Source organism: Microbacterium tenebrionis, from assembly GCF_020682665.1.
GTDB classification, from domain to species: domain Bacteria; phylum Actinomycetota; class Actinomycetes; order Actinomycetales; family Microbacteriaceae; genus Microbacterium; species Microbacterium tenebrionis.
The window spans coordinates 913,565-934,398 of sequence record NZ_JAGTTM010000001.1 but is presented as its reverse complement, the minus strand read 5'-3'; the positions used below and the strand labels follow the sequence as shown (position 1 = coordinate 934,398).

The following is a 20,834-nucleotide window of genomic DNA, read 5'->3' as shown; positions in this document are numbered from 1 at the left end:
GGGAGCATGGCGCTTCTGGGGAGGCTGACGCCGGTCCTCGTCACGGTCGTGTCGCTAATCGGCGTCGTCTCGGGTTACTCGGGCCCGACTCGCCGTTTCGAGTTCGAGGAACGCCCTCAGCCGGGCTATGAGGAGTTCATACGTGAAGAGCTCGGGCTGGGCTCCTGGTCGTGCACGTACTCCCCGACGTATGACAATGAGTGGTACGACGACGTGCTTTGTAGCAACGGCAGCGATTCCCATCGCCCGTTTCCACAGGCGATGGACAACTTCGTCGAGGAGGGGGAGCTCGTGGACTCCGCCGCGGAGTACGAGGCCGAACTGAACGCTGGTGGGTAGCGAGGTACCGCACCCCGCCTCTCGGCGGTGCAGCTGACTAGCCTCGCTAGGCGGCCCCCTCAAGCGCACATCGACAGCTAAGGGATGGCTCCTGGGCGGGGCCGGTCGCCCGTCGTTCAGAACAACAGACCGTATTTTCTACCGCTACTCATCTCTAGGTCAACACTGTTGGCGGCGGACGCCCTCTTTGCGTCGACTCCTGCCGCGTCCGTGACGGTCAGGGTGTAACGGCGGCGACCGTCACTCCCTGGGGAGTCGCGAGCAAAGAGCAAGAACGTGCCTTGATAAGTCTCGACGCCGTTCTGTTCGGGGATCGGCAGATTGATGATGTCCATACCGTTGTTGCTGAAGCGAATGGTGCGGTCGTGGTAGGCGTGGCCGACGATGCGCAGATCGATAGACCCTAGAGTGGTGTCTCTTGGCACCTTCTCTGACGCGAAACCGAAGAAGACGCGAGTCCCTCGAGGGGTGTTGAGCTGACTTCCCGGCAGAGCGCCCCGATTACGGATCACTGACGAGGCATCGATCCACAGCGCCTTGGCCGCCGCGAGTTGGACGGAGAGATCTCCGGAGATTTCATGGTCTTCCAGGGGGGCCAGATAACGGCGCGTTGCCTTGGTCCTCTCCTCACGGATTCGCGGGGGCCTCGGTAGCGCGCGGCGCTTCTCTCGATACTCATCGAGCACGTCAGCGAGTGCGTCCGCATTCTCCCAAGTGTCCCGGAACCATTCGAGGACAGATCGTGCGCGTCTCAAGTCGTTCAAGGCAGCTGTTGAGTACGACTTCCAGGTCTGAGTTGTGACCACCTCGGCACCCGTCGAGAGCGCGCTTGCGGTTAAGTTGGCAGATCCGACAACCAACGCGCGCAGGTACGGATGCTGTTCCACGCCGAAGCTGTACACCTTGGCGTGGAAGGCCGTGTGTGGTCGCAGAGCAGCTGACCCCAGCACCTCTCGCCCATTGGGAATACGAACCTCCGCGTTGCTAATCTCGCTGAGACGCGCGAGCGCCTTCGGCTGCGTGAAGCCGAAGTCCAAACTGACGAGGAATCTCTTACGGGCTTCCGTCCAACTCGGGCCGGCTAGTGCGTTTTCGAGAACTCGAACCCCCTCCGCGGACGCGTAGGCGACAGCAATGTCGACGCACTCGTAGTCACCTGCTCTGTCTGCAGCGTGAGCGATCGCCTCGAGCACGACACCGACTCGACCGATGGCGGCGTCCTGGGCGTGCACCGCGACCTGATAACAGGAGTCCTCAAACTCGGCTCCCCGTCTTGTGGCACGCGCTGGGCGGCTTGGATCGGCGGTGTACGCCTCCCGGTCATACTGCACACGCGCTGCTTTGAAGACTCGGGTGTTCACGTCGTATCGAGCGACGGCCGCGACAATCCCGTCGTCGGATTGGAAGAGATCGGCGTTGCTGTATACCCGGCCGCACGAGGGGCACACCGCGAACTCGTCAGGGTCGGACGATCCGGACGCTTCGAAAGTCAGTTGGCCGGTCTGATCAGCGTAATTCCAATCCTGCGCGTACGAAGAGTTTCCACACGCGCACCGCTGATTCTCGTCGTCGCCGTCCACCGTGAGACTGCCGCGAACGGGCACCGTGGGGTACGGCCAGCTTCTTTCGGTCATTTCGTGGCACCCGGCTGGACATTCCTGCGGCGGGATGCTTTGCCGGGGATCGAGAGTTCGTCGGCTGTCGTGAGCCTGGCATAGCTGGCGAACAGCGCGCGCAGACGATTGTCGTCGGTGACGGTGCCTCGCAAACCCATGCATTTGTCGACGGCTGAGTCGAGTTCTCGGTGTGCTCGCACGAGTTCTGGGGACATCGCGAGGGGATTGTAATGGTCTGCCAACGAGCGTTCAGGGTGTAGCGCTCGCGCGTCCAGCACCGCCCGGCCGCCGGCGATGATGGCGGCCCGCTCTTTGTCCGTCATCGGTGGCAGCGGAAACGTGTTCCAGGTCAGTGTGTTCGAGAAGCGGAGATCTGACTTGATACGACCGCCCACCGCCTTCTGCCAGGCGATGAAGGCTGACGAGGAGACAACTGCGAACGCGATGCCATCCGGATCGTCGGCTTTGAAGTTCGCGTCACCGCAAATCACTTCTGGCCCGAAAACGGCGGTTGGATAGTAGCGTCGGGTCTCGCTAACGTGACGGGGCACGCACACATACGGAGTTTCGGGTTGCGACCGCTGACCGAATAGGTGAGGGGTCTCGGCCATCTGCCGAGTGGACTCCGCAGTGGAGGCAGTTCGGAACTGCCGGACGGCATCAAGGCGGTGTCGCAGCACGGGCGAGCGGGCGATGTCACTCGGGTCCAGATCGACAAGCCAGAGGCACCAGCGCGGCTCATTGTGGATGAGCTGACGCGCTCCGACAAACGGTCGGATGTACTTCGCCGCGACGGGGTCTGCGGCGACTTCGTCGTAGTCCTCCGGCTCGATGAGGAGGTTGCCGTCGTCGCGGGCCATGTTGCCGAACACCATCGGTGGGAGCTGCGGAGCCAGTGGCGTGCGACGCTGCTCGACGAGCGCGTTGGGCCCGTCCACCAGGTATCCGTTGAGTTGTCCGGTGACCGGCAGCTCGACGGGTTCGCCCTTCACGTTGCCCGAGTAGTCGAAGAGTCGAGCGGGCTTCTTCTGTGCTCGGTCGAATCCGATGACAGAGCAGTGCACTGCGGCGGCGCCGGGTGCTTCGCTCGTCCACGCGAACGTGCGGTGCGCGAACTTGATGCGCCACCCGGTGGCGAAGACAGGTCCGAACAGCGCCGGCACCGGCTCGCCCTGCGCGATCGAGTTCGTGGAGACGAAGGCGAACTCCCCCGCATACCCCTGTCGGTTGAACAGTTCGAGCGACTTGGCATACCAGCCGGTGACGTAGTCGAGTCGACCGATATCTTTGCGATGCCACACTTCACGCAACTCCTGGGCCTGCTCGAGCGAACGGGTCGCGTGGCCGAGGAAAGGAGGGTTGCCCATGATGTACAGGTGCTCGGTCGGCTCGACGACGTCGCCCCAGTCCAAGCGCAGGGCGTTGCCAACCTGGATGCTTCTGATCTTGTCCAGCGGAAGGGAGTCCGGTGCGTCGCCCAGGGCTAGCTCCATCGCTTGGTTCGCCTGGTGTTCAACCAGGTGCAAAGCAGTCGCGGCGATCTGTGCCGGCCACTCCTCGAGTTCAATCCCGTGGAAGCTCGACAGCCGCACGGAAAGGTGCTCCTCGGTGAAGAACATCGTGCGGGCAGTGTCACCTGAGAGCTCCTGGATACGCAGCAGGATCTCGAGATCGAGCGCTCGCATCTGTCGATAGCCGACCACGAGGAAGTTGCCGCAGCCGCACGCCGGGTCGAGGAACCGCATCTGCCCCATGTCCGCGCGCAGCTTCTTGAGCTTTCCGGTGTCGTAGTAGCCGTCAGAGAACCGCTGCCGCAACTCGTCAAGGAACATCGGGCCGATGACCTTCATGATGTTGGTCTCGGTGGTGTAGTGCTCGCCGAGTTCGCGGCGGGCGGCTTTATCTTTGACGGCTTGGAAGAGGCTGCCGAAGATGGCCGGCGAGATCGCGGACCAGTTGAACATCGCCGCGGCGATCAGCCGATCGCGCATGCCAGTGTCAAACGAGGGGATCGACACTGATTCCTCGAAGATACCGCCGTTGACGTATGGGAAGCGTGCGATCAGCTCGTCGAGGTTCGATTGCCGCCTGCTGGGCTCGCGACCCATCACCTGGTACAGCAGCGACAGTTGTGGGCCGAGATCGGAACCGTCGTGGGCGGTACGTGTCTCTAGGAATTCAAGGAACAGATCGCGATCCCACACGCCAGCGTCATCGGCATAGAGCGCGAAGAGAGTGCGCACCAAGAACACCGACGCCTCGTGATCGTCGTACCCCGAATCCTCGAGGGCCTCGTACAGCGATGCCATCAGCTTCGCGGCCTTGATCGACGCTTCTTCCTGAGCCTTCGATCCGAAAGTGCGCTCACCGTAGCCGGCGAGGAAGGCCAGTCGGTCGGCGTGATCCCGCAACTGGGGCAGCGTGAACTCCTGGACACCGTCGTCCTTGGCATGCAGGTCGAGCAGGCGGAGCCGATGAAAGTCGCTCGTTATCACCCAGCGGGGAACCTCGGGATCGGGGAGATCGTCGATGTAGTCGAGCGCCTGCTGCTCTGCCGCGACGAGATCCTTGCCGGCAGACTTCATCTCGATCAGCGCGAGGCCGGGGATCAGCGCGTCTATGTATCCGCGGGAACCGGTCGACGAGCGGTTGACGCGCTTTTCGTAGAAGGCAGCGCGCGTCTGTGTGATTCCGTACACCCCGAGCAGGTCCCGAACGTATGACTGCGCCTGCTGCCGCTCGTCACCGGGCTCGTCCTCCCAGTCGCGGATGAACTGCGCGGCTCGAGTTCGGATCTCATTCATCGACAACGACTTCGGCACGGTCACTACGGTAGCCGTCCAGCATCATCCTTCCGCGTAACGCAAGCGCGTCCTGCGCCAATCTCGCAGCGGGGCTCCCTACCGAAGGACCGACGATTGCTCACGAGGGTCCGGCTATCGTTCAGCGCGCGCTTGGGGATCGACGTGTGACGTGCGCCGCGGAATGATGCGCAGCCCGTTCGAGTCGACTGCGTTTCAACAGTCGCTGCGCTCATCTCACGACGCGGACAGCCAGTCCCGCCCTGAGAAGCTCGTCAATCGCTGCCGAGATGTCGGCTGGGTCTTCGAGCGCGTCGTCAAACGGGTCGATGGGTTGCCCTTGAGATGCGACGAGTAGCGCGAACAATCCCTTGGCTGCGAGTGAGAGTTCCACGTCGTTCAGCACGTGGTCGGGAATCACGAGTTCGCTTGGATCCGCGCTGACTGGCCAGAGTCCGCGCGCGGCGATCCACTCGGTTGGTGCGCCCATGAGTTGACCTTACGCCTCGTCGTCCGCTGCTTTCACGTCGACGGCCGATCCCCAGACCCAGCACCGTACTGTCCGTTCCTCGACGACGAACTCAATCCCGGCGGCACGCGGAGTCGACCGCACGATCCTGGCCGAAACACGGACCGCGTGTGGCCCGATCCGCACCCAGGCCTGACATCCTCGTGGACGCGGGTAGATCGTCACCGGCAGCCGGTCGAGTTCCAACTCTCGGGAGGTGAGCGACTGGAGGGGCGCTTCCTTCAGCAGCCTCGCGAGGTGCTTCTCAGCCGCGTACCTGTCGTACAGCTCCGCGAGACGCTTGCTCGATCCCACACCGGTCCCCTTTCCCGGCCCACGGCGATCGTACGGGGCGCCTCTGACACGGCCACTTCCCGGGCGGGTCCTGCGCCCAGCACCGTTGGTAAACTCGCGGCAAGGAGTCGACATGTCCCAGCGCCCTTCGCAGTGGCGAGTGAACGATGCGGTGCTTTATGACGCGCTACGCGAAGAGGCACGCGTAGCCTTAGCGGGGCTCCTCGTGTCTGGTGAAGCTCATGACGCGAGCGTCGCAGATCGGATCGCGCAGGCTCGCTTGGAGCTTTACGACGTGAACGGGTTCGATCGCGGCGAGGTCGTCACAAAACTCAACGCGATCCACAACGCCGGGCTCGCTCGTGGCTGACTCTCCAGAGTCTTCCGCCTCAGACCGCGAGGGGCTTGTCCTGCGATCGGTGTTCCACGGCGCACAGCCCGCTTCGCACCCTGCGTTGGTCCTGCTTGCCGGAGCATCGGGTGCGGGCGCCGGGCGAGCGATCGCGCTGGTTCGCCGAATGCATGGCGGCAATCTCGTTCCGGTTTCGAGCGAGGATCTTCAAGCGTTTCATCCGCGCTATCTCGAGCCGTCTTTCCGTGCTTCAACGGCCGGCCAGAATGAACTGTCTCGGGCCGCGGCCTCCTGGCTGCAAGCGAGCCTCGCTCATGCGCGTGAGAACCGCTACTCGTTGCTTCTCGAGGGTGCGTTCCGTTCACCGAGCACTGCGCTTGCTGTGGCACGCCGCTTCGCGGACTCCAACTATCAAGTGCACGTCGTCGTTGCCGCCACCCGCAGCGAGGAGAGCCCGTTGTCGGCGACGTCGCGAGGTCTGCGGGAGGTGCAGCAGCGTCTGCAGTCGCAATTCGTCACGCCTGCGGAGAATGAGGGGAGCTTTGCCTATGTTGATGCGCTGGTTTCGGCATCCGCGGCTGACTCGGCCGTTGATCGCGTGTCAGTGATCGGGCGGCGAGGGCTGACCGTGCTCGATGCTCACCGCACCGACCCCACGGCGATGGCGAACGTGTCTTCCGCGTTTCGCGCGTCATGCTCTGAGAAGATGTCCGCCCTCGAAGCAGCGCAGTGGCTGAGCGAGTTGCGACACATGACGGCGTACGCGCAATCGTTGCGCTCGATTCCCCCCGCTGCTCTCGAATCGCTCATCGAGCTTCACGAGATGGCGATCCGGAAGGTGGTGCCGGATCTGCCGGTTCCACCAGACTCCCAGGTCGTGCCGATCCAGCTGGTCGCCCTGCGATCGAGCCTCGCAGCACTCAAGCAGCGCGCTGACCGTCACGACTCGCCTGACATCGCAGCCCCGGTCGTCACCCCGTCTACGCCGGGGACATCGATCTCGCGCTGAGCTGACCGCACTCCTGCTCCGGCCGGATAGCTGCCGATCCCCAGTGGGCGGCGGTCCGGGTAGTGCCGCGTCGTGGAATACCGGACCGAGCGCGGCGAGGGAGGATATGCCGCGAAAGCGCGGCACGGAGCGGGGTGCCGTCCACTACACTCTCGCAGCCGGCGGGGCTGCCCACCTCTCGGTCTCGTCCCAGACCTACGAGATGCCCAGCCAGCGAGCGACGCCGTCGATGAGATCCGGCCGGAAGCCCGCCCATCGCGAGTCCCCCACCTGAACGATCGGAGCTTCACGATATCCGAGCTCGTCCACCAGGAACCTGCGGACAGCGGCGTTGTGCTCGTCGTGGATGTCCACGAGGTCGTACCGGATGCCGAGCGCGTCGAGCCGCTGGCACGTGAGCCGGCAACGCTGGCACGTGGGCCCGGTCGAGTACACGGTGACCTGCGTCATGACCGCCTCCCTCGTCGGGACTCTGCAAGTTCCGGACGCTCGTAGTTCCGAGATCCTAACGTCGGCGGGTCTGCAACACCCGAGCTTCGGGAGTTTGGGGCATCCGTCGTAACAAAGTCCGAAACGCCGGATCCTCCGGACTCCGCAACCGCCGAACTTCGGAACTCCGGAGCTTCGAGCATCATCGAACGGCGGAGCTCGCCCTCGTCGGAGCCCCGGAGCTGGTCCCGGTGCGCGAGGAGCAGATCGATGGCGATACGGATCAGCGTGTTCTCGGTGATCCGTTCCCGGCGCGAGACGCGGTCGCGCATGAGGGCACGTGCCAGGCGCGAGAGCTCGACGTATTGATCCTCACGAACGCGCGTCTCCTTCCGCGTGAGCCGCGCGAACTTCGCGGTCGGTTCGTCCCGTCCGCCCTCCTGACGTCGCAATCGCTCGCGCGTCTCGCTGAGCCTCTCGCCCAAGTCCACGTGCGCCATGGCTCACCATGCTCCTTGCAGTTGGGGACTGAGCTGCTCCGCAACTTCGTGCCCGAGACGCGTCACGTCCCAGATCGCACCCTGCGTGCTTCGGTTATCCCGAACCGTCGTCACGAGACTGCCGAGCACCGGCGCATCGGCCTGCGTCTTGTACTGACGCAGATACGCGTCGAAACGGGGCACGCCGAGCGTGACGTCCAACAGGTGGGTCCACGTATGCAACTGGCCGTGCACGCGAGGATCGATGCGATTGAGCAGCACTCCGAAGCGGGTAGCGCGGGGCTCGATCACGCGCTCGATCGTTCGCATCGTCGGCTCGACGGCGAGAGGTTCCGGGGCAAGTGGCACGATCACGAGGTGCGACGCATCGACGACGACATCGAGCGTGCGCGGATCCTCCAGGCTCCCGGGGGTGTCGACGATCACGAAGTCGTAGTCGCCAGAGAGATGCTCCAGACGTGCCAACACATTCGGATGCTGGCTGCCGGCGAAGTCGAACGGAAGGCGGCGGTCGGCGTTCTCAGCCCACCACACCGTCGACTGCTGCGGGTCGACGTCGACGACGAGCACGCGGTGCCGGCGCGACAGAGCAGCCGCAAGTTGCATCGTTACCGTGGTCTTTCCCATCCCGCCCTTTTGGTTCACCGCAGAGATGATCCTCAGTTCCGTCATGGCTACCGCCCATCTTGCGAATAAAAACTGGGTATTGACACAAGTAAACGTCTTAGACATACACTTAGCAAGAGGCATCTGCGAATCTCCGGCGCGGTAAGGCAAACTAAGGGGGTGAAGGTCGACGTGAACAATCTCGACGGCAAGGCCATGACGTGGCACTCTGCCACTCAGCCCGTTGGGTCCGCGCTGCGCATCGCCCCCGGCTTCGTCGCTTCCACGACGGACGACGACACGGGCGTGGAGACCACGATCGAAGCGCACTACAACGCCGACGAGGGTCGCTACATCGTGACTGCCATCATCAACCGAGCAGTCCGAGACAATTTCGATCAGCAGGCACTTCGTCGCACGGCATCCGTTGCCATCCTGCAGGCAGCGATTCCTCACTGCATCGCAGTGCGGCTCACCGACGAGCCAGGCGATGCCTGGACGTCCATTGCAGATCTCACCTCCGCCGACGGCAGAATCATCCCGCCATGGATGGCCGCCGCGGCGGTGAAGCGGGGGATGAAGGATGAGCGCATGGAGGTCATCGAGATCCTCTACGGTGCAGCGGCCCTCTCGGGCAACCCGCCCGTTCGCGCTGTACAGATCGAACTCGACATCCCCCACCGCACCGCTTCGGACTGGATCAAGAAAGCTCGCGATGAAGGGCGCCTGGAGGGCATGACATACAACGTCGGCCGCCAGGCAGATGGTTAACACTCAGGTCACCGATACAGAACTCGCGCAGACGGCAGCACTCACGCCGCTCTTCTATTCCGAAGAGGAAGCAGCCCTGCTCCTCGGCATCCACCGAACGACGTTGCGTCACCTCGCCATGGACGGCAGAGCGCCCGTGCCGCCGGTGCATATCACCGAGCACAAGCGCATCTATCGCCGCATCGACGTGGAACGCCTGGCGGGGGTAGCGACATGAGTGTCGAGACGCGCAAGACGAAGGCGGGGAAGAACCGCTACATTGCGCGCATCAAGGCCGGCGGGCAGCTGGTTGCATCGCGCAGCTTCGATCGCAAGAACGATGCCCTGGCCTGGGAGCGCGAGCAGCTCCGACTGATCACCACCGGGCGCCCACTCCCTCCGAAGAAGAGCTTCACGTTGGCCGAGCTCGTGAAGCGGTTCCAGCAGTCACGCAAGGACGGTAACCCGCACACGAACGACACCGACAACAACAACCTCGCCGCTCTACCGAAATCATTGCTACTGCGTCCGCTGTCGACCGTGCAAGCGAGCGACATCAGGGAGCACCTGATCGCCGAGCTCGCGTCGGGAAAGGCGCCCACAACCGTGGCGCGAGCCAAGACGACCTTGAGCGCCCTGTTCACCTACGCTGACGACCACGGCCTGCTCCATCAACCGCATCCCGTCCGGAGCATGCGGAAGATTCCGGAGCTCGGCGAAGTGGCGCTTCGGTCAATCAATCCCGGCGAGATACCCACAGCTGGACGAATCGATAAGGTGCTGCGTGAGCTCAGAGACCGACGCGCGGATATCGCCGACATCTTCGAGTTCATGTCGCTCACCGGCCTGCGGTGGGGCGAAGTACGCGCGATGCGGGTGAGCTGGCTCAGCGAGGTTCCCCTTCCGCAGCTCAACGTCGAGCGGTCCCATTCGGACAGATATGAGGAAAAGAGCACGAAGTCGTGGCGAGGCAGGCGACCAGTGCCACTGTCGCCCCGCGGGCTCGAGATCTTCCGCGCCCACGCAGCCGGCAAATATCCCGACGACTACCTGTTCACGAACAAGCTCGGCGGCCAATTCAAAGTCAGCGTGATCCGGAAGTTCCCCCTCGGGTTCCGGCGTCACGCGCTCCGTCACTATGCAGCCTCCACCTGGCTGCGACTGGGGACACCGATCCACGAAGTGGCCGAGTACCTTGGCGACGACGCGCGCACTGTATTGAAGGTCTACGCGCACGTGCTGGGCGAAGGGCAACGTCGCGATTTCGTCAACCGGCTCACGAATGCCGAGAAGCTCGCGAAGATTCCGGGACACTCACGGGACACTTGGAACGAAAAACCGAGCGAGATTCAGGCGATCCCGAAATCATCAAGCCAAGATTTAGGGATCTGACCAGGGATTTTTGGCGGAGACGGAGGGATTTGAACCCTCGGTCCCCGTGAGGGGACTCCACCTTAGCAGGGTGGTGCACTAGGCCTGACTATGCGACGTCTCCAGGCGCCCGACGCGTCGAACGCACTCAGCAAGCATAACGGGTCGCGGTGCAGACGCAGAATCCGGATCTGCCTACTGGCGGACGTTGCCGTTCGAGCAGGTCTGCTGTGCGGCCGAGTTGCCCTTGATGTTGTCCGGCAGCGCCTCCACGCCGTCGTCCGTCGGTGTGGCCGTGTCGGTCGGTGTCGGAGCCGTGGTCTCGCCGCCCGTCTCGGTCGACGGCTGGTCCTCGATCACGACGCCGTCGTTCGCCGTGTTCTGGTGCGTGACCTGCAGCTGCTTGTTCGCCTCGATCGCGTCCCACATGGTCGTCGCGCTCTCGTAGTCGGGCACGACCTTGTTCGCGTCGGCCGGGTCCTCGAAGGTCGGGTACTGCAGGAACACGATGTCCTCGAACGGCACGTCCTTGACAGCCAGACCGATCTGAACGAGCGTCGTGGGGTTCGTCAGCGACGTGCTGGCCTCGAGGTTGCTCAGCGCCGTGTGCGCCAGACGCAGCATGACCGGCACGTTGCCGAGCACCTCGCCGCTGATGAGCTTGCGGGCGAGGCTCGACATGTACTGCTGCTGGTTTCCGATGCGGCCGAGGTCGCTGCCGTCGCCGACACCGTGGCGCGTGCGGAGGAACTGCAGGGCCTCCAGGCCCTGCACCGTGTGGGTGCCGGCATCCAGATCGAGACCGGTGTACCGGTCCTTGATCGGGTTCGCGAGGCACACATCCACGCCGCCGATGGCGTCGGTGATCTCGATGACGCCGCCGAACGTGACGGATGCCGCGAACTGGATGTCCTGCCCGGTGAGTTCGGTGATCGTCTTCGCGACGCAGCTCAGCCCGGCATCCATGTACGCGCTGTTGAGCGGCTGCTTGCTCATCGCATACGTCGTGCTGCCGTCCTCGCGCGTGCACTCCGGGATCGGGAGCATCAGGTCGCGGGGGAAGCTGACCGCCGTGACACGGCGCGGCTCCTCGGAGACGTGCATGAGGATGTTGACGTCGTTGAGCGTGCCCTCGGAGTCCGCGCCCGTGCACCGTTCCCCGAACAGGTGCGCATACTCGCTCTCGCAGTTGTCCGTGCCGACGAGCAGCAGGTTGAAGCCGCCCTTCAGCTCGCCGAGGTCCGGCGGTACGGGCTTCTGCCCCTCGAGCTCCACGGCGTCGGCGGTGGCCGTGTTGAGCAGGTCGCTCGCCACGAAGGCGGCGACGCTCATGCCGCTGACGAGTACGACCGCCATGGCGATTCCGACGATCTTCAGGAGCTGACCGATCGGACCCGGGGTCCGCAGTTGACCGTGGCGCGCCACGGTCTTCCGGCGACGGATCTTCGCGCTCACTCGGTGCCTTTCACATCTGCGGAGGGCGTGGGATTCGAACCCACGAGACATTTCTGCCCACTGGTTTTCAAGACCAGCTCCATCGGCCGCTCGGACAGCCCTCCATCGACGGACGAAATCCGCCGATCAGTGGTCGAGTCTAGCCGCATTCATTATCTCGGCCTGACCTGGGGACGCCCTGGATGCTACAGCAGCGAGTCCAGGGCGTGCGCGAGCCCGCCGGCCTCGACGTCGCCGGTCACCTCGGTCGCAGCATCCTTGACCTCGTCCGGCGCCTGGCCCATCGCGACCGCACGGCCGCCGTGCTCGCGCGCCCACTCGAACATCCCGATGTCGTTGCGCCCGTCGCCGACGACGAGCACCCGGCCGTCGGCCATGCCGAGCTCGGCGTGCACCCGAGCCAAGGCGCTGCCCTTGTCGACGCCCTGCGGGGCGATGTCGAGCCACGCCGTCCAGCCGATCGCATACGAGACCTCATTGAGACCCGTCTCCGCGACGATGCGGTGGAAGTCGTCCTCGTCGTGGCCCGGCGACACCACGACGACGCGCGACACCGGCTCACCGGCCAGCTCGTCGATCGCCACCTTGCGGCCGCCGTCGAGAGTCCAATCGGCCAGCTCGCCGGTGAACAGGCGGGTGCCGTCATCGAGCTCGACCATGTAGTGGGCCTCCGGCAGTCGCTCGGTGAGCAGCGAGAGCACCGCGCTCGGGTCGAAGGTCTCCACGTGCCACCGCTCCCACGCTTCGCCTGCACGGCGCATCGTGACGGCGCCGTTCGAGCACACCACGTACTCGGCCGTGATGCCCAGCTCATCCACCCAGCGCTCGGTGGCCGCCCAGCTGCGTCCGGTCGCGATGGTCACGACGTGCCCGGCATCCCGCACGCGTGCGACCGCCTCGGGCACGCCGGGGCTCATCGTCTCGTCCTGCAGGATGATCGTGCCGTCGACGTCGAGCCCGACGAGCCAGGGGGAGGTCACGCCACGGGCTCCAGCACTTCGAGCCCGCCGAGGTACGGCCGCAGCACCTCCGGCACCCGCACCGAGCCGTCCTCCTGCTGGTGAGTCTCGAGCAGTGCGACGATCCAGCGGGTGGTGGCGAGCGTGCCGTTCAGCGTCGCGACGTGCTCGGTCCGCCCGCCGGCCTCGGCACGGTGACGGATGTCGAGCCGGCGCGCCTGGAACGTCGTGCAGTTGGAGGTCGATGTCAGCTCGCGGAACGCTCCCTGCGTGGGCACCCAGGCCTCGATGTCGTATTTGCGAGCGGCGCTGGAGCCCAGATCGCCCGCTGCGACGTCGATCACCCGGTACGACAGTCCGAGCGCGGTCAGCATCTCCTCCTGCAGCGCGACCAGGCGCAGGTGCTCCTGCTCGGCCGCCTCGGGTGTCGTGTAGACGAACATCTCGAGCTTGTTGAACTGGTGCACGCGGATGATGCCGCGGGTGTCCTTGCCGTACGAGCCGGCCTCGCGGCGGTAGCACGTCGACCACCCGGCGTAGCGGAGGGGGCCTGCAGAAAGGTCGACGATCTCATCCTTGTGGTAACCGGCGAGCGGGACCTCGCTCGTGCCGACGAGGTAGAGGTCGTCGTCCTTGTCGAGGTGGTAGACCTCATCGGCGTGCTCCCCGAGGAACCCGGTGCCCTGCATGATCTCGGGGCGCACGAGCGTCGGGACGATCATCGGCGTGAAGCCGTTCTGAAGCGCCTTGTCGAGCGCGAGGTTCATCAGCGCGATCTCGAGCCGGGCGCCGATCCCCTTGAGGAAGTAGAACCGCGCACCGGAGACCTTCGCCCCGCGCTCCATGTCGATCGCGCCGAGCTTCTCGCCGATCTCGAGGTGGTCGCGCGGCTCGAAGGAGAACACGGGCGTCTCACCGACGCGGCGCAGCTCGACGAAGTCGGCCTCACCACCGGCGGGAACACCGTCGATCACGACGTTCTCGATGAGCGCCAGCGCGGATGCCGCGGCATCCGCTGCCGCGTTCGACGCCTGCTGCGCCTGCTTGACGCGGTCGGCGAGCTCCTTCGCCTGCGCGACGAGCCCGGCCTTCTCCTCCTTGGGCGCCTTCGCGACCTGCTTGCCGAACGCGTTCTGCTCGGCGCGGAGATCCTCGAACGCCGTGAGCGCGGCGCGCCGCGATCGATCGGCCTCGATCGCGGCGTCGACGGTGGAGACGTCGTGGCCGCGCGCCGCCTGGGAACGGCGGACGATCTCGGGCTGGTCGCGGAGGAGTGCGAGGTCGATCATGCCTCAAGCTTAGGCGCTGGCATCCGCGACCGTCGTAGAGTGAACGCCATGACGAAGCCCACACCGTTGCAGCGCCAGGCGGCCCTCGTCTTCAACCCCATCAAAGTCGACGAGAAGAGGCTGCGCGCGTCCCTGCGCGGCCATTCGAAGGACGCCGAGTGGGCGCCGCCGTTGTTCTATCCGACGACGATCGAGGATGCCGGGCAGCAGGCCACGCGCGATGCGATCGCCGCGGGCGCCGATGTGGTGCTCGTCGCCGGTGGCGACGGCACAGTGCGCGCGGTGGCGGAGGCCATGGCCGGCACCGACGTGCCCCTCGCGATCGTCCCGAGCGGTACCGGGAATCTCCTCGCCCGCAACCTCGGTCTGCCGCTGCTGGACCCCGGCCGCATGATCCGCGCCGCACTCAGCGGCATCCGGCATCCGATCGACATCGGCTGGGCCGAGCTCACCCGCGAAGACGGCGAGACGGTCGAGCACGCGTTTGTGGTGCTGGCGGGCATGGGGCTCGACGCCGACATGATCGCCAACACCCGACCCGACCTCAAGAAGTCCGTCGGCTGGGTCGCGTACGTCGACGGCGCGGCGCGGTCGCTGCCGAACGCCAAGCCGTTCAGCATCGTCTACCAGATGGACGATTCGCGCCTGCACTCCACGAAGGTGCACAGCGTGCTCTTCGCGAACTGCGGCACGCTCCCGGCGGGCATAGCGCTGATCCCGGGCGCCTCGATCGCGGACGGCGTCATGGACGTCGCGATCATCCAGCCCACCGGACCCCTCGGCTGGCTGGGCGTGTGGCGCAAGATCTGGTGGGACAACTCGGTGCTGCGGCGGTTCCGCGCAGGGCGCCTCGTGCTCCAGCGCCGAGGCAAGGAAGCCTCGGTGCGGTATCTGCGCGGGCAGACCGCCGAAGTTGCTCCGATCGAGCCGACCGCGATCGAGCTCGACGGCGACGAGTTCGGGCTCGCGGTGCGCATCCGCTGCCGTGTCGCCCGCGACGCGCTGCTGCTCGCACTGCCGGAGGGGCACCCGGTCGACGGTCTCTGAAGGTCAGCCGGCGAGGACGTCGACCGTTGCGTCGAGACCGCCGCTGGTCAGCGTGAGCGCGAACGGAACGTCGTCGTCGATGTCACCGCTCAGGCCGATGACGGTGGCGCGCGGGGCCATGTCCGTCGTGCAGGCGCCGTCCTGTGTCGCGAACGAGATCGTGGCTCCGGTGACCTGCTGGTCGATGCTCTCGACGATCGGCGGGCACGTGGACGAGCCCCAGGTGAGCAGCACGATGCCCTGGTCGTCGAACCAGCCGGCGCTCGGCTCGAAGGCGGTTGCCTCGCCGGGGACGCCGGTGAGCCCCGGGTTTCCGTCGAGGTCGACGTCGTCGGTGATGTCGCCGAGCGTCACGATGAGCTCGACGTCCTGCGCGGGATCGACGCCCTCGGGCAGCGCGGCGACACTGGCCCGCGGCGCGAGATCTGCGTTGCAGGCCGATTCGGATCCCTCCGCGGCAGGCGCGTCGACGAGAGAGACTCGCACAGTCTGGCCTTCCCCGGCGATCTCGTCGACGATCGGGATGCACGTAGACGAGCCCAGGGTCACGATGCCGACCATGCGTCCGTCGTCGAGCCACGCTGCCTCGATGTCGTCCTCCACGACCGGGGCCGGTGACGCACCCGAGCCGTCTGGCGCCGCGCTGCTCGTCGGTTCGGGGGATGCAGGGCCGCTCGCGCATCCGGCGATGAGAAGCGTCATCGCTGCGAGCGCGAACCCGGAGGTGACGATCTGAAGAGGGCGCATACCTGATGGTGTCACCGGGAGGGTGATTGTCTCAATCCTTTTCGCGCCCTCGGACACCGCGGATGCGCCTCAGGCCGAGCCGCGCCAGACCACGGGGCACTCGAGGACCCGGCTGCGTGCGCTGGCGTCCTCGCCGCGCAGCTGTGCGAGCACTGATTCCGCGGCCGCCCTGCCGAGCTGCACGTCGCCGGCTGAGCCCGACGCTTGCAGCTGCAGCTGCTGCAGCTACTGCAGCGCCGAGGTGAGCCGGGCCAGGTTGTCGAGCACGGTGGAGCGCAGCGGCTGCTGCATCCACTCCTCCAGCGTCAGCTCGCGGCTGAGCGACCGGTACTCGTCCTCGACGGCGCGCATCTCGGCGACGAACTCCTCGCCGCGGACGAGCATCGACACCTCGAGGTTCAGACCGAACGAGCGCATGTCCATGTTGCTCGATCCGATCACCGCGATCTCGTCGTCGATCGTGAGGCTCTTGGTGTGCAGGATGAACGGCTTGCGGTACATCCAGATGCGCACGCCCGCCCGCAGCAGCGCCTCGTAGTAGCTGCGCTGCGCGTGGTAGACGACGGCCTGGTCGCCCTCCTCCGAGACGAACAGCTCGACCTGCACGCCGCGATCGCATGCCGAGCTGACCGCGAGCAGCAGCGCCTCGTCGGGCACGAAGTAGGGGCTGACGATCATGATCTTCTCCTGCGCGCCGTACAGCAGCGCGAGGAACAGCCGCAGGTTGTTCTCGACCTCGTAGCCGGGCCCGGACGGCACGATCTGGCAGTCCAGGTCGCCCGTTCCGACACCGGGCGTGGTGATGTCGATGTCGCTCAGGATCTCATCGGTCTCGCTGTACCAGTCGCTGAGGAAGATCGCGTTGAGGCTGAGCACGATCGGCCCGTCCACGCGGGCCATGAGGTCGACCCAGTGCAGACCCCGCTTGATGTTCTTCTTCAGGTTGTAGGACGAGTCGGTCACGTTCTGCGAGCCCAGGTAGCCGACCTTGTTGTCCACGACGAGGAGCTTGCGGTGGTTGCGCAGGTCGGGACGCTGCATCCGGCCCTTGAGCGGCTGCATCGGCAGTAGCAGATGCCAGTCGGCCCCCATCGCGTCCAGCCGCTTGATCGTGGCGCGATAGCGCGGCTTCCAGCGGTTCGCCCAGTGATCGAGCAGCACGCGCACGGGGACGCCGCGCGCGGCGGTCTCCTCGAGAGCACGGAAGAAGTTGTCGGTCGCGGCATCCGACTGCAGGATGTAGAACTCGACGTGCACGTGTTCCTCGGCCGCGCGGATCGCCTCGGCCATGGCATCGAGCGACTCCTGGTAGTCGCTGATCAGGTGCGCGCCGTTGTCGCCCGAGATCGGCAGCGCGCCGAGGTTCTGGTTCATCGCCACGACCGACCTCAGCCACTGCGGGGCGTGCGGGCGGAGCGTGCCGAAGTGCAACTGGTCGCTCGTCTCGGCGATGTACTCGTTGATCTGCTCCTGTTTGCGCCTGCGCGCCCGAGGCAGACGCGGGTTGCCGATCACGAGGAACAGCAGCACGCCGATGTACGGCATGAAGAACACGGCGAGGAGCCACGCCATGGCCGCGGTGGGGCGTCGGTTGCGCGGGATGACGATGATCGCAATGACGCGGACGGCGAGGTCGACGATGAAGGCGAAGATCAGCACCCACAGCGGCCACCGGTCCACGCTTCACCCCGTATCCAGCGCCCGGCGTCGGATCCGGCGCATCCACTCAGCGTAGTGGGTGGTGCGGACGCCCGGTCAGGCCCGGGGCGGGAGGCCGCGAGCTGCGCGCTCCTCGGCCTCGATCCGGGCGTGCACTTTGCGCTCTGTCCGGTCGAACCGGATGATGCCCCGCACCACGAAGAAGAACACGACGCTGACGGCGAGGGTCGGCAGGAGCGACCATGCGACGGCAGCCCAGAACGTGTCCATCCCTCCATGGTACGCGTTCCACTCGACGGTCCGGGCCCGTCACGTGACCCACTCTTCCTGCACAAGGTCTGATTCGGAGCCCGACCTGTGAGTCCCGGTCCGGCATCGGATGCAGCGGCCACACTCTCGGCATGACCACAGTCCTGAAAGCACATGGCTCCGCCGATTTCCTCGGCCTCGTGCCGGCCCTGGCCGGCTTCACGCCCCGGCAGAGCATCATCCTCGTGCCGTTCCAGTCCTCCCGAGCGCACGGCGCGATGCGCATCGACCTTCCGCGCGACGACGTCGAGATCGAGGAGTACGCCGACACCGCGGTCGGTCTGCTCGCCCGTGTGGGCGACGTGGATGCCGTGGCCGCCGTCGCGTACGTCGACGACGTGCCCCAGTACACGCCCGACGGCATGATCCTGCCGTTGTCCGTCGCGATGGACGAGCTCCTGGGAGTGGCCGCCGACTCGGGCCTGCGCATCGTCGACGCGCTGTGCGTCATGCCATGCGGATGGTCGAGCTACCTCCACGACGACCCGCAGCTCGAGCCGCTCGACGATCTGCCGCCCGTGCCCGATCTCGACGGCGTCGCCGACGTCTCCGTCGATCAGGATGCCGGCAGCGAACTGCCCGACGTCGACCTCGCCGAGAGGGAGCGGGTAGGGCGCGCGCTGCGCGACCTCACCGAGGTGCTCGCACATGAGGCCTCGCTCGATGCCGCTCAGCACGACGGGCGTGAGAACCCCCAGGCGCTGGCCGCGATGCTGCTCCTCGACGACATGCCGATGTTCTTCGAGAGCCTGCTCGAGCACCCGGGCGATCTGCCGCCGTTCATGACGGCTGCCCTGCTGTGGTGCCTGGAGCGTCCGCAGCTGCGCGATGCTGCACTGCTGCAATGGGCGACCGATCTGCCGACCGGCATCCGCGCCTTCGATGCGCAGCTGGCGTTCTCTGCGACCGGGCGCCCGGTTCCCGATGACCTCGGTCGGCTGTTCATCGGCCAGGGCGACGGTCCGGATCCGGCGCGTCTGCGTGCGGCGCTCGAGCTCGTGCGCGGCGCCGCAGCGCGGGCGCCACGCGCGTCTCGGCCGGCGCCGCTGACGCTCGCCGCCTGGCTGTCGTGGGCGCTGGGTCGCTCAACGCACGCCCAGCACCACCTCGACGAGGCTGCCGCGATCGATCCCGGCTACTCGCTCGCGCGACTGCTGTGCACACTCATCGACGCCGCGGTGCTCCCGGACTGGGCATTCCGGCGCCCGAGGGCTACTTGACCAGCGGGAACAGGATCGTCTCGCGGATGCCGAGCCCGGTGATGGCCATGAGCAGACGGTCGATGCCCATGCCCATGCCTCCCGACGGCGGCATGCCGTGCTCGAGCGCGCGCAGGAACTCCTCGTCCACGCGCATGGCTTCGACATCGCCCTTGGCTGCGAGCTTCGCCTGCTCGACGAAGCGCTCGCGCTGGATCACGGGGTCGACGAGCTCGGAGTATCCGGTGGCGAGCTCGAACCCGCGCACGTACAGATCCCACTTCTCGACGACGCCGGGGATCGACCGGTGCTCGCGCACGAGCGGCGAGGTGTCGACGGGGAAGTCCATGACGAACGTCGGGCGCACGAGGTCGCCCTTCACGAAGTGCTCCCAGAGCTCTTCGATGAGCTTGCCGTGGATGGCGTGCGGCGGGACGTCGACGCCGTGCTGCTCGGCGAACGGGATGAGCTCGTCCACCGAGTCCTGCGGCGTGAAGGTGCGGCCGGCGGCAGCCGACAGCGACTCGTACATCGAGATGCGGTCCCACTCGCCGCCGAGGTCGTATTCGGTGCCGTCGGCCCACGTCACCGTGGTCGAGCCGCTCACCGCGATGGCGGCCTGCTGCACGAGCTCCTGCGTGAGCTCGGCCATCTGGTCGTAGTCGCCGTATGCCTGGTATGCCTCGAGCATCGCGAACTCGGGGCTGTGCGTGGAGTCGGCGCCCTCGTTGCGGAAGTTGCGGTTGATCTCGAACACCCGCTCGATGCCGCCGACGACGGCCCGCTTCAGGTACAGCTCCGGCGCGATGCGCAGGTACAGCTCGGTGTCGAACGCGTTCGAGTGCGTGATGAACGGACGAGCGGATGCTCCGCCGTGCTGCACCTGCAGCATCGGGGTCTCCACCTCGAGGTAGTCGTGCGATCCGAACGTCGCCCGCAGGCTCGCGTTGACGGCGGCGCGAGCGCGGACCGTGGTGCGGGCCTGCTCGCGCACGATGAGGTCGAGGTACCGGCTGCGGACCCGGCCCTCCTCACTGAGCTCGGCGTAGGCGTTCGGCAGCGGCAGGATCGCCTTCGACGCGATCGCCCAGTCGTCGGCCATGATCGATAGCTCGCCGCGGCGGCTGGAGATGACCTCGCCGTGCACGAAGACGTGGTCGCCGAGGTCGACGAACTCCTTCCAGCGAGCCAGCGACTCCTCGCCGACCTCGGCGAGCGAGATCATGGCCTGGATGCGCGATCCGTCGCCGGCCTGCAACGTCGCGAAGCAGAGCTTGCCGGTGTTGCGGCTGAAGACGACGCGGCCGGCGATGCCGACGACGACACCGGTCTGCGCACCCGCTTCGAGCTCGCCGTACTCGGCGCGCAGCGCGGGGATCGCGTGCGTGACGGGCACGCCGACCGGGAACGCTCCGCCGCCGGCGTCCGCGCGCTGCTCGATCAGGCGCTCGCGCTTGGCGAGGCGGACGGCCTTCTGCTCGTGGACGTCCTCCTCGGTCTCGGGGGCGGGGGTGGTCGCGTCGGGCGCGGTGGTCATGGCGGCTCCTTGAAAGTCGCCTTCGAGTTTACCGGGCGGCGATCCGGTCCCTGAGCGT

General features: G+C 66.1%; 21 protein-coding genes and 2 tRNA genes. 8 read left to right on the top strand and 15 right to left on the bottom strand.

Annotated features, from left to right (window positions below; translation table 11 throughout):
* The first annotated feature begins 6 nt into the window (after positions 1–6).
* The gene (locus KEC56_RS04695) at positions 7–339 is read left to right on the top strand and encodes a hypothetical protein (RefSeq protein ID WP_227530018.1); all 333 of its coding nucleotides are present in this window, start codon (positions 7–9) and stop codon (positions 337–339) included.
* A 116-nt stretch (positions 340–455) separates the two neighbouring features.
* Here the strand turns inward: KEC56_RS04695 and KEC56_RS04690 are convergent, their stop codons facing one another.
* From KEC56_RS04690 to KEC56_RS04675, 4 genes are all read right to left on the bottom strand, one after another.
* Entirely contained in the window at positions 456–1,973 is a 1,518-nt protein-coding gene (locus KEC56_RS04690; protein ID WP_227530017.1) for a hypothetical protein, read from the bottom strand.
* The gene (locus KEC56_RS04685; RefSeq protein WP_227530016.1) at positions 1,970–4,783 is read right to left on the bottom strand and encodes a DNA methyltransferase; all 2,814 of its coding nucleotides are present in this window, start codon (positions 4,781–4,783) and stop codon (positions 1,970–1,972) included. Before KEC56_RS04685 ends, KEC56_RS04690 begins: the two co-directional genes overlap by 4 nt.
* A gap of 205 nt (positions 4,784–4,988) precedes the next feature.
* Entirely contained in the window at positions 4,989–5,246 is a 258-nt protein-coding gene (locus KEC56_RS04680) for a hypothetical protein (RefSeq protein ID WP_227530015.1), read from the bottom strand.
* 9 nt (positions 5,247–5,255) lie between these two features.
* Complete coding sequence (locus KEC56_RS04675) at positions 5,256–5,579, bottom strand: hypothetical protein (RefSeq protein ID WP_227530014.1); 324 nt, start codon at positions 5,577–5,579, stop codon at positions 5,256–5,258.
* 112 nt (positions 5,580–5,691) lie between these two features.
* On the opposite strand from KEC56_RS04675, the gene KEC56_RS04670 reads away from it, so the two are divergent.
* Complete coding sequence (locus tag KEC56_RS04670) at positions 5,692–5,928, top strand: hypothetical protein (protein WP_227530013.1); 237 nt, start codon at positions 5,692–5,694, stop codon at positions 5,926–5,928.
* Positions 5,921–6,919: a zeta toxin family protein gene (locus tag KEC56_RS04665; RefSeq protein WP_308012998.1), complete on the top strand. Its 999-nt coding sequence runs from the start codon at positions 5,921–5,923 to the stop codon at positions 6,917–6,919. The genes KEC56_RS04670 and KEC56_RS04665 overlap by 8 nt, the downstream gene beginning before the upstream one ends.
* A gap of 195 nt (positions 6,920–7,114) precedes the next feature.
* Here KEC56_RS04665 and KEC56_RS04660 read toward each other — a convergent pair whose 3' ends face one another.
* Positions 7,115–7,369, bottom strand: a complete 255-nt coding sequence (locus KEC56_RS04660; RefSeq protein ID WP_227530011.1) for a glutaredoxin family protein — start codon at positions 7,367–7,369, stop codon at positions 7,115–7,117.
* 482 nt (positions 7,370–7,851) lie between these two features.
* Positions 7,852–8,598: an AAA family ATPase gene (locus KEC56_RS04655; RefSeq protein WP_227530010.1), complete on the bottom strand. Its 747-nt coding sequence runs from the start codon at positions 8,596–8,598 to the stop codon at positions 7,852–7,854.
* Positions 8,599–8,634: 36 nt separating this feature from the next.
* Between KEC56_RS04655 and KEC56_RS04650 the strand changes: the two genes are divergently transcribed.
* From KEC56_RS04650 to KEC56_RS04640, 3 genes are read left to right on the top strand one after another with little or no spacing between them, the layout of a single operon-like run.
* Entirely contained in the window at positions 8,635–9,225 is a 591-nt protein-coding gene (locus KEC56_RS04650) for a hypothetical protein (protein ID WP_227530009.1), read from the top strand.
* Positions 9,218–9,442, top strand: coding sequence for a helix-turn-helix transcriptional regulator (locus tag KEC56_RS04645; RefSeq protein ID WP_227530008.1), 225 nt, complete (start codon positions 9,218–9,220; stop codon positions 9,440–9,442). Before KEC56_RS04650 ends, KEC56_RS04645 begins: the two co-directional genes overlap by 8 nt.
* Entirely contained in the window at positions 9,439–10,596 is a 1,158-nt protein-coding gene (locus tag KEC56_RS04640; protein ID WP_227530007.1) for a tyrosine-type recombinase/integrase, read from the top strand. The genes KEC56_RS04645 and KEC56_RS04640 overlap by 4 nt, the downstream gene beginning before the upstream one ends.
* Positions 10,597–10,607: 11 nt before the next feature.
* Here KEC56_RS04640 and KEC56_RS04635 read toward each other — a convergent pair.
* The 5 genes from KEC56_RS04635 to serS all read right to left on the bottom strand — a co-directional run bounded on the left by KEC56_RS04635 (position 10,608) and on the right by serS (position 14,278).
* Positions 10,608–10,699: transfer RNA gene (locus KEC56_RS04635), tRNA-Ser, on the bottom strand.
* 71 nt (positions 10,700–10,770) lie between these two features.
* Positions 10,771–12,030, bottom strand: a complete 1,260-nt coding sequence (locus KEC56_RS04630; protein WP_227530006.1) for an LCP family protein — start codon at positions 12,028–12,030, stop codon at positions 10,771–10,773.
* A gap of 19 nt (positions 12,031–12,049) precedes the next feature.
* Positions 12,050–12,134 (bottom strand) — tRNA-Ser (locus KEC56_RS04625).
* A gap of 81 nt (positions 12,135–12,215) precedes the next feature.
* Complete coding sequence (locus KEC56_RS04620) at positions 12,216–13,010, bottom strand: HAD family hydrolase (protein WP_227530005.1); 795 nt, start codon at positions 13,008–13,010, stop codon at positions 12,216–12,218.
* Entirely contained in the window at positions 13,007–14,278 is a 1,272-nt protein-coding gene (gene serS / locus KEC56_RS04615) for a serine--tRNA ligase (RefSeq protein ID WP_227530004.1), read from the bottom strand. The genes KEC56_RS04620 and serS overlap by 4 nt, the downstream gene beginning before the upstream one ends.
* A 48-nt stretch (positions 14,279–14,326) precedes the next feature.
* Here serS and KEC56_RS04610 point away from each other — a divergent pair, with 48 nt between their 5' ends.
* Entirely contained in the window at positions 14,327–15,325 is a 999-nt protein-coding gene (locus KEC56_RS04610; RefSeq protein ID WP_227530003.1) for a diacylglycerol/lipid kinase family protein, read from the top strand.
* Between the two features lie 3 nt (positions 15,326–15,328).
* On the opposite strand, the gene KEC56_RS04605 is transcribed toward KEC56_RS04610, so the two are convergent.
* From KEC56_RS04605 to KEC56_RS04595, 3 genes are all read right to left on the bottom strand, one after another.
* Positions 15,329–16,072 carry a hypothetical protein gene (locus tag KEC56_RS04605; RefSeq protein ID WP_227530002.1) on the bottom strand — a complete coding sequence of 248 codons (744 nt, stop codon included), beginning with the start codon at positions 16,070–16,072 and terminating at the stop codon, positions 15,329–15,331.
* A 225-nt stretch (positions 16,073–16,297) separates the two neighbouring features.
* Positions 16,298–17,752 carry a cardiolipin synthase gene (gene cls, locus KEC56_RS04600; RefSeq protein WP_227530001.1) on the bottom strand — a complete coding sequence of 485 codons (1,455 nt, stop codon included), beginning with the start codon at positions 17,750–17,752 and terminating at the stop codon, positions 16,298–16,300.
* Between the two features lie 75 nt (positions 17,753–17,827).
* Positions 17,828–18,001 carry a hypothetical protein gene (locus tag KEC56_RS04595; protein ID WP_227530000.1) on the bottom strand — a complete coding sequence of 58 codons (174 nt, stop codon included), beginning with the start codon at positions 17,999–18,001 and terminating at the stop codon, positions 17,828–17,830.
* Between the two features lie 131 nt (positions 18,002–18,132).
* Between KEC56_RS04595 and KEC56_RS04590 the strand changes: the two genes are divergently transcribed.
* Positions 18,133–19,260, top strand: a complete 1,128-nt coding sequence (locus KEC56_RS04590) for a DUF4192 family protein (RefSeq protein WP_227529999.1) — start codon at positions 18,133–18,135, stop codon at positions 19,258–19,260.
* Here KEC56_RS04590 and lysS read toward each other — a convergent pair.
* The gene (lysS, locus tag KEC56_RS04585) at positions 19,253–20,776 is read right to left on the bottom strand and encodes a lysine--tRNA ligase (RefSeq protein WP_227529998.1); all 1,524 of its coding nucleotides are present in this window, start codon (positions 20,774–20,776) and stop codon (positions 19,253–19,255) included. The two genes, KEC56_RS04590 and lysS, sit on opposite strands and share 8 nt — an antisense overlap.
* Between the last annotated feature and the right edge of the window lie 58 nt (positions 20,777–20,834).

Coding starts and splice junctions, on each gene's coding strand:
- serS (WP_227530004.1), bottom strand. CDS start 14,278: ATGATCGACCTCGCACTCCTCCGCGACCAGCCCGAGATCGTCCGCCGT.
- KEC56_RS04680 (WP_227530015.1), bottom strand. CDS start 5,246: ATGGGCGCACCAACCGAGTGGATCGCCGCGCGCGGACTCTGGCCAGTC.
- KEC56_RS04655 (WP_227530010.1), bottom strand. CDS start 8,598: ATGCCTCTTGCTAAGTGTATGTCTAAGACGTTTACTTGTGTCAATACC.
- KEC56_RS04595 (WP_227530000.1), bottom strand. CDS start 18,001: ATGGACACGTTCTGGGCTGCCGTCGCATGGTCGCTCCTGCCGACCCTC.
- KEC56_RS04605 (WP_227530002.1), bottom strand. CDS start 16,072: ATGCGCCCTCTTCAGATCGTCACCTCCGGGTTCGCGCTCGCAGCGATG.
- KEC56_RS04610 (WP_227530003.1), top strand. CDS start 14,327: ATGACGAAGCCCACACCGTTGCAGCGCCAGGCGGCCCTCGTCTTCAAC.
- KEC56_RS04645 (WP_227530008.1), top strand. CDS start 9,218: ATGGTTAACACTCAGGTCACCGATACAGAACTCGCGCAGACGGCAGCA.
- KEC56_RS04640 (WP_227530007.1), top strand. CDS start 9,439: ATGAGTGTCGAGACGCGCAAGACGAAGGCGGGGAAGAACCGCTACATT.
- KEC56_RS04670 (WP_227530013.1), top strand. CDS start 5,692: ATGTCCCAGCGCCCTTCGCAGTGGCGAGTGAACGATGCGGTGCTTTAT.
- KEC56_RS04690 (WP_227530017.1), bottom strand. CDS start 1,973: ATGACCGAAAGAAGCTGGCCGTACCCCACGGTGCCCGTTCGCGGCAGT.
- KEC56_RS04660 (WP_227530011.1), bottom strand. CDS start 7,369: ATGACGCAGGTCACCGTGTACTCGACCGGGCCCACGTGCCAGCGTTGC.
- lysS (WP_227529998.1), bottom strand. CDS start 20,776: ATGACCACCGCGCCCGACGCGACCACCCCCGCCCCCGAGACCGAGGAG.
- KEC56_RS04590 (WP_227529999.1), top strand. CDS start 18,133: ATGACCACAGTCCTGAAAGCACATGGCTCCGCCGATTTCCTCGGCCTC.
- KEC56_RS04695 (WP_227530018.1), top strand. CDS start 7: ATGGCGCTTCTGGGGAGGCTGACGCCGGTCCTCGTCACGGTCGTGTCG.